This window comes from Dactylosporangium sp. CA-152071, assembly GCF_050936335.1.
GTDB classification, from domain to species: domain Bacteria; phylum Actinomycetota; class Actinomycetes; order Mycobacteriales; family Micromonosporaceae; genus Dactylosporangium; species Dactylosporangium maewongense.
Genome location: NZ_JBNJMZ010000001.1, coordinates 5,838,277 through 5,851,242, shown reverse-complemented (window position 1 = coordinate 5,851,242; position 12,966 = coordinate 5,838,277). Strand labels below are relative to the sequence as shown.

10 protein-coding genes, 1 tRNA gene and 1 pseudogene are annotated in these 12,966 nt (G+C 69.6%); 8 read left to right on the top strand and 4 right to left on the bottom strand.

From position 1 onward, the window contains the following. Positions 1-66 precede the first annotated feature (66 nt). On the top strand, positions 67-372 hold the full coding sequence (locus tag ACQEVZ_RS26210) for a hypothetical protein (protein WP_360568737.1): 306 nt from the start codon (positions 67-69) through the stop codon (positions 370-372). 90 nt (positions 373-462) lie between these two features. Here the strand turns inward: ACQEVZ_RS26210 and ACQEVZ_RS26205 are convergent, their stop codons facing one another. From ACQEVZ_RS26205 to ACQEVZ_RS26195, 3 genes are all read right to left on the bottom strand, one after another. Beyond that, entirely contained in the window at positions 463-1,197 is a 735-nt protein-coding gene (locus ACQEVZ_RS26205; protein ID WP_433376995.1) for a WecB/TagA/CpsF family glycosyltransferase, read from the bottom strand. A 73-nt stretch (positions 1,198-1,270) separates the two neighbouring features. After that, on the bottom strand, positions 1,271-2,344 hold the full coding sequence (locus ACQEVZ_RS26200) for an NAD-dependent epimerase/dehydratase family protein (RefSeq protein ID WP_433371066.1): 1,074 nt from the start codon (positions 2,342-2,344) through the stop codon (positions 1,271-1,273). Positions 2,345-2,569: 225 nt separating this feature from the next. After that, a tRNA-Leu gene (locus ACQEVZ_RS26195) sits at positions 2,570-2,652 on the bottom strand. Positions 2,653-2,788: 136 nt separating this feature from the next. Here ACQEVZ_RS26195 and ACQEVZ_RS26190 point away from each other — a divergent pair. The 7 genes and pseudogenes from ACQEVZ_RS26190 to pknB all read left to right on the top strand — a co-directional run bounded on the left by ACQEVZ_RS26190 (position 2,789) and on the right by pknB (position 12,204). Then, complete coding sequence (locus tag ACQEVZ_RS26190) at positions 2,789-3,565, top strand: DUF3662 and FHA domain-containing protein (RefSeq protein WP_344508403.1); 777 nt, start codon at positions 2,789-2,791, stop codon at positions 3,563-3,565. A gap of 85 nt (positions 3,566-3,650) precedes the next feature. Further along, positions 3,651-4,130, top strand: a complete 480-nt coding sequence (locus tag ACQEVZ_RS26185; RefSeq protein ID WP_327007183.1) for an FHA domain-containing protein FhaB/FipA — start codon at positions 3,651-3,653, stop codon at positions 4,128-4,130. Continuing rightward, positions 4,127-5,545: a BofC C-terminal domain-containing protein gene (locus ACQEVZ_RS26180; protein WP_354889616.1), complete on the top strand. Its 1,419-nt coding sequence runs from the start codon at positions 4,127-4,129 to the stop codon at positions 5,543-5,545. The genes ACQEVZ_RS26185 and ACQEVZ_RS26180 overlap by 4 nt, the downstream gene beginning before the upstream one ends. Positions 5,546-5,587: 42 nt before the next feature. Then, positions 5,588-7,090, top strand: coding sequence for an FtsW/RodA/SpoVE family cell cycle protein (locus ACQEVZ_RS26175; protein WP_433371061.1), 1,503 nt, complete (start codon positions 5,588-5,590; stop codon positions 7,088-7,090). Continuing rightward, the gene (locus tag ACQEVZ_RS26170; RefSeq protein WP_433371058.1) at positions 7,087-8,607 is read left to right on the top strand and encodes a peptidoglycan D,D-transpeptidase FtsI family protein; all 1,521 of its coding nucleotides are present in this window, start codon (positions 7,087-7,089) and stop codon (positions 8,605-8,607) included. Before ACQEVZ_RS26175 ends, ACQEVZ_RS26170 begins: the two co-directional genes overlap by 4 nt. Before the next feature lie 13 nt (positions 8,608-8,620). Further along, positions 8,621-9,886, top strand: a pseudogene (locus tag ACQEVZ_RS26165) (serine/threonine-protein kinase); the annotation flags it as partial. Positions 9,887-10,476: 590 nt separating this feature from the next. Next, positions 10,477-12,204: a Stk1 family PASTA domain-containing Ser/Thr kinase gene (gene pknB / locus ACQEVZ_RS26160; protein ID WP_433376992.1), complete on the top strand. Its 1,728-nt coding sequence runs from the start codon at positions 10,477-10,479 to the stop codon at positions 12,202-12,204. A gap of 112 nt (positions 12,205-12,316) precedes the next feature. On the opposite strand, the gene ACQEVZ_RS26155 is transcribed toward pknB, so the two are convergent. Then, positions 12,317-12,961, bottom strand: coding sequence for an aminodeoxychorismate/anthranilate synthase component II (locus tag ACQEVZ_RS26155; RefSeq protein ID WP_344508394.1), 645 nt, complete (start codon positions 12,959-12,961; stop codon positions 12,317-12,319). Positions 12,962-12,966 lie beyond the last annotated feature (5 nt).

The following is a 12,966-nucleotide window of genomic DNA, read 5'->3' as shown; positions in this document are numbered from 1 at the left end:
GATGGTCGATCTTGAAATGTCCGCTTAGCTTTGGGCGGGTTCGCTGGTAGGAACGGGGAGGCAAGGGTGAGTGACGTGTCTGATTTGATGTTCGCATTGATGAGTGGCGGCGGCCTCCTGGCCCTCAGCATCGGTGCATTCGGCGTGCTTGACGCCTACCACAAGCGCGGGATCGGCGAGAAGCGCGTGGACTGGCTGATCGGCCTCTACGCGTTCGGCGTCGTCATGAACATCGTCGCTTACGTGTTGCTCGACCGCTGGTACATCGCGGCGCCGCTGGCACTCATGCTGGTGCCGGCCGAGCGCGCGCTGGAGAAGCGCGGCACCTTCAAGCGCCGCGCCGTCAAGGTCGACGCGATCACCGGTCGCTGAGCACGGACAAACACTGACGCCGGTCCCCGAGGGGGCCGGCGTCATGCTGTGCTTTCATGCTGTGCTTCCGGACGGGCTACCCGCCGGGCTTCAGACCGCGAACGTGCTCAGCGGCTCCGTGGCCGGCGCCGGCGGCGTGGCCCGCCACAGGCGGGTCTTCTGCGCGCCGAGCCGGGCCAGGTAGGCCGGGTTGAGCAGCACGTAGCGGCGCCAGAGCCGCTTGGGCTCCAGGCCGAGCCGCCACAGCCACTCCAGGGCGTACTTCTGCATCCACGCGGGCGGGTTCTTCAGCCCGCCGGCGTGATAGTCGAATGCCGCGCCCACCGCCAGCATCGGCGCGTCCACCAGGTGGCGCATGCCGTAGACGAAGATCTCCTGGCGGGGGCAGCCGAGGCCGACCATCACCACGCGCGCGCCGGACGCCTTGATCCGCGCCGCGATCTCTTCGGGCTCACCCGGCTGCGCCGAGCGGAACTTCGACGCCTCCATGCCGGCGATCTTGAGCGCCGGGAACCGCTCGTGCAGCTTGCTGATCAGAAGTTCGAGCGTCTGCTCGGTCGAGCCGTACAGGTACACCGGCAGACCCTGCTCCGCGCTGGCCCGCAGGACCCGCAGCGTGAGCTCCGGGCCATAGACCCGGTCGGCGAGCCGCGCGCGGTGCAGCAGGTTGAGCGCCCAGCGCACCGGCTGACCGTCGGGCGTCACGAGGTCGAACGCGTTGAGCCTGGCGCCGTGCGCCTTGTCCTGCACGCCGGTCATCACACCGTGCACGGCGAGCGCCGTCACCGCGAGCGGCCGGCCCTCCCGGGCGGCGCTCATGACCATCTCGACGGCGCTGTCGTAGTCGACGGCGCTGACCTGCACGCCGAGGACGTTCTGCTTCCCCTGGTCGATCAAGTCAGGCCGCCGGGGTCCACTTGCCGACGTTGGCCTCGTAGATCTCCTGACAGATCATCGGCACGTCGTACACCTGCTTCCAGTCCGGGTAGTCCAGCTGGAAGCGCTCGTTGGACCCGATCCACCACTGGTGGTCGCCGACCCGGTTGGCCTCGTGGTATTCGGTGACCATCTCGTTGCCGGTGATCCGCTGCGCGAGCGCGAACACCTCCAGGTGCGAGGTGTTGGAGTGCCGCCCGCCACCGAGGTTGTAGACCGCGGCGCTACGCGGCGCCCGGAAGAAGGCCTCGAACGCGGCGACCACGTCGTGCGAGTGGATCGCGTCGCGGACCATCTTGCACTTGTACCCGAAGATCTTGTACGTGCGGCGCTCCATCGCGCACCGCATCACGTACCCGAGGAAGCCGTGCAGCTCGGTGGCCGAGTGCGCCGGCCCGGTCAGCGTCCCACCCCGGAAGCACGCGGTCTTCATGTCGAAGTAGCGCCCGTACTCCTGCACCATCACGTCGGCGGCGACCTTCGAGGCCCCGAAGACGGAATGCAGACAGGCGTCGATCGACATGTCCTCCTTGATGCCGTTCTCGTACGGGTGACCCGCCTCGATCTCCCACCGCGTCTCCTGCTCGACCAGCGGCAGGCTGTTGGGCCGGTCGCCATACACCTTGTTGGTCGAACAGTGGATGAACGGCGCCTCGATGCAGTGCTCCCGCACGTTCTGCAGCATGTTGAGCGTGCCGCCGGCGTTCACGTCGAAGTCCGTGAACGGGTCTCGCACCGCCCAGTCGTGACTCGGCTGCGCCGCGGTGTGCACGACCAGCGCCACGTCCTTGCCGTAGCGCCTGAAGATGGCAGCCAGCGCGTCCCGGTCCCGGATGTCCACGTCATGGTGCGTGTATGCGTCCCCGAGGTCGCTCGTCAGCCCCACCACGTTCCACGCGGTCGAGGCCTCCGCCCCGAAGAACTGCTTCCGCATGTCGTTGTCGATGCCGACGACATCCAGCCCCAACGAGGCAAAGTGTCGGACAGCCTCGGACCCGATCAACCCGGCAGACCCGGTGACGATGACGACGCTCACGAGCAGAACTCCTTGCCACTCCAGCAGGACCGGCCGAGCATACCCCGCACGCGAGAGTCGCTATTTTGACGCACGACCAAGACAAAGTCCGACCACCCGCCGCTCTTGAGGGGGCGTGGGTGGAGCGCAGCTCCCCCAATGGGGAGCGAGGCGTCAGCCTCGCGCGAGGGAGGACGCAACGAAAAAGTGAGCGCACTCCGCGAACAGAGTGCGCTCACCGTTGTGTGGGGAAGGGGGGAGTTGAACCCCCACGCCCTTTCGGGCACACGGACCTGAACCGTGCGCGTCTGCCATTCCGCCACTTCCCCTGGCAGTGCCCCAGCGTAGCGTGTGCCAACTCGGCGTTTTCACCGGGTTAGTACTAGGCTGCCCTGGGCGCCACGGAAGAGTAGCACGGGCTAGCCGGTGAGGATGCAACCGGGCGTGCGACGTCCGGATACCATCATGACCTCGGAACCCGAGGAGGAACCGGTGAGTGTGCTGCAGCGCTTCGAGAAGCGCCTAGAGGGCCTGGTCGAGGGGGCCTTCGCAAAGGTCTTCAAGGGGGTCGTCCACCCCGTGGAGATCCTCAACGCCATGCAACGGGAGGCGGAAGCCCACAAGGCGATTCTGGCTGGCGGGCGCACGCTCGTGCCGAATCGCTACGTGATCGACCTGTCGCCCTATGACCACAGTCGGCTGGCGCCGTACGCCGCCGCGCTCGCCCAGGAGCTCGCCCAGTCGCAGGCGGAGTTCATCGGCGAGCAGGGGTGGACGGTCTACGGCGACGTGATCGTCGAGATCGAGCGGGGCGACGGCCTCGACACCGGCATGTTCCGGGTCACGGCCGAGGTCTACACCGGCGGCGAGGTCGCGCCGCAGGCCGCGCCCGACCCCTACGGCGGCTACAACCAGGGCGGCGGCTACGGCCCCGGCCCCGGCGGCCCCGGTGGGCCCGCCCGCAACGTACGACTGGTGTCCGGCGACGGGCGAAGCTACCCTCTGTCGATCGGCTCGACCGTGATCGGCCGGGGCGATCAGGCCAACATGCGCCTGCCAGATGTCGGCATCTCGCGCCGTCACGCGCGACTCGACTTCGACGGTGCGCAGGTGGTGCTCACCGATCTCGGCTCGACGAACGGCACGATGGTCAACGGGCAACGCGTCTCCGCGGTCGCGTTGAATCCCGGTGACATGATCCAGCTCGGCACGACCACGCTCACCTACCGCGTGGATGGCTGAAGTCCTGCACCACGTGGTCGACGTTAGGCGGATCTGCATGAGTGCACCTGCTCGACCGGGCCTCCGGGCCCCTGATAGGTCGTAGATGGAATTTGTCATTACGGTCGCCCGCTACGGGCTGCTCGTGCTGCTGTGGATCTTCGTGTTCACGGTGGTGGGAGTGATCCGGCGCGACCTGTTCGCGGGCTCTCGAACGAGCCGGATCGTCGCCGCGCCCCGGGGGGTTGGTGCGGCGACGGCTCCTGGCCGTCCGGCGAAGGTGAAGCGCGGCAAGACCGCCCACCAGCTCTTCGTCACCGCCGGCTCACTGGCGGGCACCCGGATCACACTCGGTGAGGCGCCGATCACAATCGGCCGCGCCGAGGATTCGACGCTGGTGATCACCGATGACTACGCCTCGGCGAAGCACGCCCGCCTCGTGCCCCGCGCCGGCCAGTGGTACCTCGAGGATCTCGGCTCGACCAACGGCACCTACCTCGACAAGACCAAGGTCGGCGCACCTACCCCCGTCCCCCTCGGCGTGCCGATTCGCATCGGCCGCACTTCTCTCGAGTTACGGCCATGACCCTCACCTTGCGCTACGCGGCCCGCAGTGACCGCGGTCTGATTCGGAGTGGGAACCAGGACTCCGTCTACGCCGGACCGCGGCTGCTCGCCGTTGCCGACGGAATGGGCGGCATGGCCGCCGGTGACGTCGCCAGCAACATCGTCATCGCCACCATGGCGCCGCTCGACGAGGATGTGCCCGGCAACGCCATGATCGACACGCTTCGCGGCGCCGTCGACCTGGCCAACCAGCAGATCCGCGACGCCGTCGAGGAAAACCCGGCCATGGAAGGCATGGGCACCACCCTCACCGCCATGCTGTTCTCCGGCACCAAGATGGGCATGGTCCACATCGGCGACTCCCGCGCGTACATCGTGCGTGACGGAGAGTTCGCCCAGGTGACCAAGGACGACACGTACGTCCAGATGCTCGTCGACGAGGGCCGGATCAGCCTGGAGGAGGCCAACAGCCATCCCCAGCGCTCGCTGCTGACGCGCGCCCTCGACGGGCGCGACGCCGACCCCGAGTATTCGGTGCGCCAGGTCAAGACGGGCGACCGCTACCTGCTGTGCAGCGATGGGCTCTCCGGCGTGGTCAGCGCCGAGACGATCGAGTCGACGCTGCGCGAGTACGTCGACCCCAACCAGTGCGCCGGCCGGCTCATCGAGCTCGCCCTGCGCGGTGGCGGCCCGGACAACATCACCGTGATCGTCGCCGACGTCACCGACGAGGACATCGTCGAGGAGCGGCCGATCGTTGGGGGTGCGGCCGCCCAGGACCGCGGCATGGCCACGTCCGCCGACCAGTCGATGTCCTCGGCCCGGGGTGCCGCGCTCGCCGCGCCGCGCCCGCCGGTGCCGGAGTCCGACGAGGATGCGCGGGCGCACGCCGCGGCGACCGCCCGTGACGAGGCCGGCCGCCCGAAGCGCCACCCGGTGCGCACCGTCGTCCTGCTGGTGGTGCTGCTGGGCCTGCTCGGCGGTGGCCTCTGGTACGGGTGGAGCGTCACCCAGTCGCGCTACTACGTGGGCGCGACCGACGACGGCACCGTCGCGATCTTCAAGGGCGTCCCGGGCAAGATCGCTTGGATCGATCTGTCCGAGGTCTACGAGTCGAGCGAGCTCAAGCTCGACGACCTGACCCCGGCCGCCCAGGGCACGGTCAAGCAGGGCATCCAGGTCGACAGCCTGGACCAGGCCAAGGACAAGCTCGCGGCGCTGACCGACCCCGAGAACCCGTCGCGGAAGCAGCCGTGCCCGAGCGGCGAGCCGACCACCGACGCGTCCGCCAGCCCCACCGGCGCGGTCGTGCCCAGCATGACCTCCAGCGTCTCGGCCGGCACGGGTGCCGCGTCGCCGGCGCCGACCACGGCCGCGGTGACCACCGAGCCGCCGATGGCGTCCGAGACCCCGACCCCGTCCGCCAGCTGCTGATCCGACGATGACCCTGACCGCGAGGCCAAGAGGAATTCTGCTGTGACCGCAACAGCCATCCCTTCCCCGTCGCCCATGGACCCGGGTGGCGGGGCAGGTGCGCCGCAGCCGGGCACCCGGCGCAACGTCGAGCTGGGGCTGCTGCTGTTCGTCGCCGCGATCCTGGTCATCTACGCGGGGGTCGTCGAGGGCAACGCGATCGGCGAGATCACCCCGGACTTCTGGGTGCAGACCGCGATCCTCGCGATCATCTTCGGGGTCGCCCACATGGCGATCCGGTTCCTGGCGCCGTACGCCGACCCGGTGATCCTGCCGGCGGTCGCGCTGATCAACGGCCTAGGCGTCGCCTTCCTGCGCCGGCTCGACCTCGCCAACACCAAGGCCCCCCAACGGGCCGACCTGAGCGTCTTCGGCGGCGACGGCTTCCGCCAGCTCGGGTGGACCGCCGCGGCCGTGGTCGGCGCGATCGTCCTGATGGCGATCGTGCGGGACCACCGGTCGCTGTCCCGTTACGCGTACACGCTGGGCCTCGCCGGCATCGTGCTGGTGCTGATCCCGGCGGTGCTGCCAGCGCGGTTCTCCTCGATCAACGGCGCAAAGCTGTGGATCAAGTTCCCGGGCTTCTCGATCCAGCCCGGTGAGTTCGCCAAGATCTGCCTGCTGGTCTTCTTCGCCTACTACCTGGTGCGCAAGCGCGAGGTGCTGTCGATGGCGAGCAAGCGCATCCTCGGCGTCGACTTCCCCCGCGGCCGCGACCTGGGCCCGGTCGTGCTGGTCTGGCTGCTGTCGCTGATGGTCCTCGTCTTTGAGAAGGACCTCGGCACCTCGCTCATGTACTTCGGCATGTTCGTCGTGACGCTCTACATCGCGACGGTCCGGGTCAGCTGGCTCATCATCGGCCTGGCGTTCTTCCTCGGCGGCGCGTTCCTCGCGTACTTCCTCGGCAAGACCGTCGGCGGCCCGTTCCTCAACTTCTCCGAGCGCGCGACCACCTGGCTCGACCCGTTCGCCGACGCGGACAACAAGGGCTACCAGCTGGTCCAGTCGCTGCTCGGCCTGGGCACCGGCGGCCTGACCGGGGCCGGCCCCGGTGCCGGTCAGCCGCTCAAGGTGCCCGAGGTGCGCACCGACTTCATCTTCTCTGGCATGGGCGAGGAGATCGGGCTCTTCGGCCTGACCGCCCTGCTCGTGGTCTACCTGCTGCTGGTCGAGCGGGGCCTGCGCGCCGCGATCAACGTGCGGGACTCCTTCGGCAAGCTGTTCGCCGGTGGCCTCGCGTTCACGCTGGGGTTGCAGGTGTTCGTCATCGTGGGTGGCATCAGCCAGCTCATCCCGCTGACGGGCCAGACCACGCCGTTCCTCTCGGCGGGTGGCTCGTCGCTGGTGGCCAACTGGCTGCTGATCGGTCTGCTGCTGCGCATCTCGGACGCGTCGCGACGCCCGGCCGGCGGTGCGCCGTCGATCGGGCTGGGCGGGGTGTCCACCGGTGGTGGGGGCGGCGCGCCGGTCCAGATCCAAGAGCTTCCCACGGAGGTCGTGCGATGAACGCCCCACTGCGCCGGGTCGGCGTCGTGGCGCTGGTGCTGTTCGCGATGCTGTTCGTGAATCTGAACTACCGCCAGGTGGTCAAGGCCGACGACTACCGGACGCACCCGCGCAACGGCCGGGTCCAGGCCAGCGAATACGAGCGCGCCCGCGGCAAGATCATCAACGCGCAGGGCATCGCGATCGCCGACTCGCAGGAGACCGGCGACACGCTGAAGTTCCTCCGCACGTACCCGCTCAAGGACAAGTACGCGCACGTCATCGGCTTCAAGCCGGTCAACCTCGGCGCGACCAACCTGGAGAAGCTCAACAACGACTTCCTGATCGGCACCTCCGACAAGCAGGCCGCCGACCGGATCGCCGGGCTGTTCACGGGCAAGGACCCAGCTGGCGGCAACGTGCTGCTGACGCTGTCGCAGGCGACGCAGGAGGCCGCGTACACCCAGCTCGGCAACAACAAGAAGGGCGTGAAGAGCGGCGCGGTCGTGGCGATGGACCCGGCCACCGGGGCGATCCTCGCCGAGGTGTCGCTGCCCAGCTACGACCCCAACCTGCTGAGCACCCACGACATCAACGCCGCCAGCGCCAACTACAAGAAGCTGGACAGCGACCCGGCCAAGCCGATGCTCAACCGCGCGGTGCAGGAGATCTACCCGCCCGGGTCGACCTTCAAGATCATCACGTCGGCGGCGGCGCTGTCCGCGGACTCGTCGCTGACGCCCGACTCGGTCGTGCCGGGTGGCGAGTTCTACCAGCCGCCGCAGACCTCGACGTTCCGCATCAAGAACGCCCACGAGGGCATCTGCCCCGACCAGATCACGCTGAAGCAGGCGCTGACCGTGTCGTGCAACACGGTCTTCGCCCGCATGGGCGTCGAGCGGCTCGGCGCGGAGAAGCTCAAGTCGATGGCGCAGGCGTTCGGCTTCGAGGCCCAGCCGCGCTTCATCGAGGACCAGGAAAAGAACTACTGCAACGTCGCGGCCAGCCACACCGGCCCGATGACCGCAGGCGACGACAACCGCGTCGACCCGCCGGCCGTGGCTCAGTCGAGCATCGGACAGCGGGAAGTGAAGATGTCTCCGCTGCAAGGCGCCATGATTGCGTCGACGGTCGCCAACGGGGGGCGCGAGATGCGTCCCTACATCGTCGACCGTCTGCAGAACGCCGACCTGTCCAACGCTGACCGGACCGACCCGAAGGAGCTGGGCCGCCCGATCAGCGGCGACGTGGCAGCTTCGCTGCAGCAGATGATGTTCAGTGTCGTCACTGCCCGTGACGGCACGGGCCGCAACGCCAACATCCCCGGCTTGCAGGTTGGTGGTAAGACCGGAACGGCGGAGGACGGTGACGATGCCGGTGACCACGGCTGGTTCATCGGCTTCGCAATGAAGGACGGCAAGCCGATCGTCTCGGTCGCGGTCTTCCTCGAGAACGCTGGCAAGGGTGGCAGCGCGGAGGCGGCTCGCATCGCCGGCCTGGTCATGAAGGCATACGCGGACGAAAAGGGCATCAAATAATGAGGTGCGCGACATGTTGAGCGCCGGCACCACGTTGGGTGGGCGCTACCGCCTGGACGAGCGCATCGCCGGCGGTGGGATGGGTGACGTGTGGCGTGGCACCGATGAGGTGCTCGGCCGCACGGTCGCGATCAAGGTGCTGCTGCCCTCGCTGCTGGAGGAGGCCGGCTTCGCCCAGCGCTTCCGCGACGAGGCGCGCACCATGGCCACCATCAACCACCCCGGCGTGGTGGACATCTACGACTACGGCAGCGAGGGCGGCACCGCCTTCCTGATCATGGAGTACGTGGAGGGCGACGCCCTCTCCCGCACGCTGTCCCGCGTCGGCCGGCTCACCCCGGCCCGCGCCATGGCGCTCGTCGCCCAGGCCGCCGACGCGCTGCACGCGGCGCACGAGAAGGGCATCGTCCACCGCGACGTGAAGCCCGGCAACCTGCTCGTGCGGCCCAACGGCACGCTGGTCCTCACCGACTTCGGCATCGCCCGCTCCGCCGCCGCCGCGCAGCTCACCGCGGCCGGCTCGGTGCTCGGCACCGCCTCCTACATCTCGCCGGAGCAGGCCTCCGGCGCGCAGGCCACCCCGCTGTCGGACGTGTACGCCCTCGGCGTGGTCGCCTACCAGTGCCTGTCCGGGCAGCGCCCCTTCGAGGGCGACAACCCGCTGCAGATCGCGATGCGGCACGTCCGCGACATGCCGCCGCCGCTGCCGGCCGACATCCCGCCGCCGATCGCGCAGCTCGTCGAGCGTGCGATGGCCAAGGACCCGTCGGCCCGCTGGCCCAGCGCCGCCGCGCTCGCGCAGGCCGCCCGCCGGGTCTCCGGCGCCGGTGGCGGCACCACGTCGGGCCCCGGCATCCCGATGGCGGCGCCGCTCGGCCCGCCCGGGTCGCCGGTCGGACCGCCCGGCTCGCCCGTCGCGTACACCCCCGTCTCCGGCCCTCCGGTCTCCGGCGGTCCCATGTCGGGCGCGTTCGGCACCCCGGTCTCCGGCGGCGCCCCCACCTCGCCGGGCGTCGGCGCCGGCGGCACGCGGATCATGCCGGGTGGCGCGGTCCCACCGCCGCCGGGTGTCGCCGCGGCAGGTGCCGGGCACGCAGCCCGGGGCGCGGCAGGTGTCCCGCCGCCGCCCAGCAACGAGACCGCGTACTTCCCCGGCGACGCCGGCAACTACCCGCCCACCGGCGGCTACCAGCCGGCCCCGCCGTCCAACAACCGGCCGGGCGGCAACCGCAACACGATGGTGCTGCTCGGCGCCGCCGCTGCCGTCCTGGTGCTGCTCCTTGGTGTCGGCGGCATCTGGTACGCGATGAGCGGCAACGACACGAAGGACGAGCCCAACGCCCAGGGCACCACGGCGGCGGCCTCGCAGGCGCCGTCCAGCGCGAAGCCGACCGGTAAGACGGTCAACATCCCGTGCGACTGGTCCAGGCTTCAGACGCGGGCAAACGTGGTGCGGCAGCTGCAGCGGCAGGGCTTCAAGGTGAAGGAGACCCCGCAGGACGGCAAGAAGCCGATCCCGGGCCAGGTGCTGAAGGTCGAGCCGTGCGGCCCGACGACCCCGGTGGGCGACATCGAGGTGTTCTACCAGGAGGGCGGCGGCAAGCTGCCGACCACCGAGCCGTCGGACGACAACGGTGGCGCCGACGAGTCGCCGAGCGCGGGCAACTCGTCCGCGCCGGCAGCCGGCAACAAGCCGTCCTGCCCGCCCGGCGAGACAAACGTCGGCGGCCTGTGCGTCAAGACAGGGTGATCCGTCCCACCGGACGGGTGCGTCCCGGCGGGCCGGATCGTCCCGACGGGCTGGATCGGAATGGGTTCTCGTCGCAAGACGTGGCAAGGTAAGAGTCGATGACCGAAGGACGACACGACATGACCGCCCAGCCTCGCCTCCTCGGCGGCCGTTACCAGGTCGGGGAGTTGCTTGGCTATGGCGGCATGGCCGAGGTCCATCGGGGCCGTGACCTGCGCCTTGGCCGCGATGTCGCGATCAAGACCCTGCGCACCGACCTGGCCCGCGACGCGACCTTCCAGCTGAGGTTCCGCCGTGAGGCGCAGAATGCCGCCTCGCTCAACCACCCCGCGATCGTCGCCGTGTATGACACCGGCGAGGAGCGGGGGCCGGCGGGCGAGGAGCTGCCCTACATCGTCATGGAGTTCGTCAACGGCCGCACCCTCAAAGAGGTGCTCGCGGCCGAGGGGCGGCTCATGCCGAGGCGGGCCCTGGAGATCACGGCCGACATCTGCGCGGCGCTGGAGTTCAGCCACCGGCACGGCATCATCCACCGGGACATCAAGCCCGGCAACGTGATGCTCACCCAGACCGGCCAGGTCAAGGTGATGGACTTCGGCATCGCGCGGGCCCTGGCCAGCGGTGCCACGACGATGACGCAGACCTCCGCGGTCATCGGCACCGCGCAGTACCTGTCGCCGGAGCAGGCCCGCGGCGAGCCCGTCGACGCCCGCAGCGACGTCTACGCGTCCGGCTGCGTGCTCTTCGAGCTGCTGTGCGGCCATCCGCCGTTCGTCGGGGACAACCCGGTGTCGGTGGCCTACCAGCACGTCCGGGAGGACCCGCGGCCGCCGAGCAGCACCAACCGCGACGTGACCCCCGACATCGACGCGGTCGTGCTCAAGGCCCTGGCCAAGAATCCGCTCAACCGCTACCAGAGCGCCGGCGAGATGCGTGCCGACGTCATGCGTGCGGCGGCCGGCCGGCCCGTGTCGGCGCCGCCGGTCATGACCGAGGACGAGATGCAGACCGTGATGGCGGCGCAGACCGCCTACCGGCCCGCGCCGCCCGCCTCGCGCCAGCCCGCCCGAGCCGCGCAGCGGCAGAAGCAGAAGAACTCCACCGGCATCGTGGTCGCGCTCACGGTGCTGAGCCTGCTCGCCGTCGCCGCGCTGTCGATCGGGCTCTACCTGGCCAACCAGGAGCCGATGGCGACGGTGCCTGACCTCGTCGGCAAGAGCGAGCAGGAGGCCCGCGACGCGCTGCGGCAGGCGAAGCTGGAGGGCGACGGGCGCCCCGGCGCCAACGAGAACTGCAAGACCGGCACGGTCACCCGGCAGAACCCGCCGAAGGGCCAGGAGGTCAAGGCGGGCACCCAAATCGACTACGAACTCTGCGGCGCGCCCACGATGGCCACGATCCCGACCCTGATCCGGTCCACCAAGGACGAAGCCAGCAAGCAGCTGGCCACCCTCAACCTGAAGCCCAACTTCGTCGCGAAGGACGGCTACCAGCCGAAGGACGAGGTCATCGAGTCCGACCCGCCGGCCGGCTCGTCGGTGAAGATCGGCTCCACGGTCACGATCTACGTCTCCAGATTCAACCAGGCGGTCATGCCCGACGTCACGAACAAGACCCTCGCCCAGGCGCAGGCGCTGCTCGAGACGGCCGGCTTCACGGCGGACCCGAAGACGACGGAGACGCAGGTGATCGACCCGACCAAGGACGGCCTGGTCATCAGCGCGTCGCAGCCGACCGGCAGGGTGCTGATGAAGACCGATGTGATCACCCTGAAGATCGGGGTGCTGGCGGGCGGCAACCAGTCCGGCTCACCGAAGCCGAGCGGCAGCGCCTCGCCCGGCAATTAGGCCCGGTTCACCCGGTTTTTCCACCCATCACCGTACGTACCCTGTGGATAACACGGCAGTTATCCACAGGGTTATGCACAGGCTCGCCCGCGTAGGCGCACACGAGGTGCGCCTACGCGAACGCGGCGATCCGGCGGGCTTCCACCTCGGCGACGAGCTCCGGGGCCCGCTCCAGCGCGGCGGGCAGGCCGCAGGCGGCCAGCCAGTTCGCCAGCATCTGGTGGCCGCCCTGGGTGAGCACCGACTCGGGGTGGAACTGCACGCCCTCGATCGGCAGCTCACGGTGACGCATCGCCATGATCACGCCCGACTCGGTGCGGCCGGTCACCTCGATCTCGGGCGGCAGCGTCGACTCCACCACGGCGAGCGAGTGGTAGCGGGTCGCGATGAACGGGTCCGGCAGCCCCTTGAGGACGCCCTGGCCGCCGTGGGTGACCAGAGAGGTCTTCCCGTGCAGCAGCTCGGGTGCGCGGGTCACGGTGGCGCCGAACGCCGCGCCGAACGCCTGGTGCCCCAGGCACACCCCGAAGATCGGGATCTTGCCCGCGTACTCGTGGATGACCGCCATGCAGATCCCGGCCCGCTCCGGCGTGCCCGGCCCCGGGGAGAGCAGGATGCCGGCCGGCCGCGCCGCGCCGATCTCCTCCACCGAGACCTCGTCGTTGCGGCGCACGTCGCACTCGACGCCGAGCTGGCCCAGGTACTGGACCAGGTTGAACACGAACGAGTCGTAGTTGTCGACGACCAGGATGCGCAAGCGGC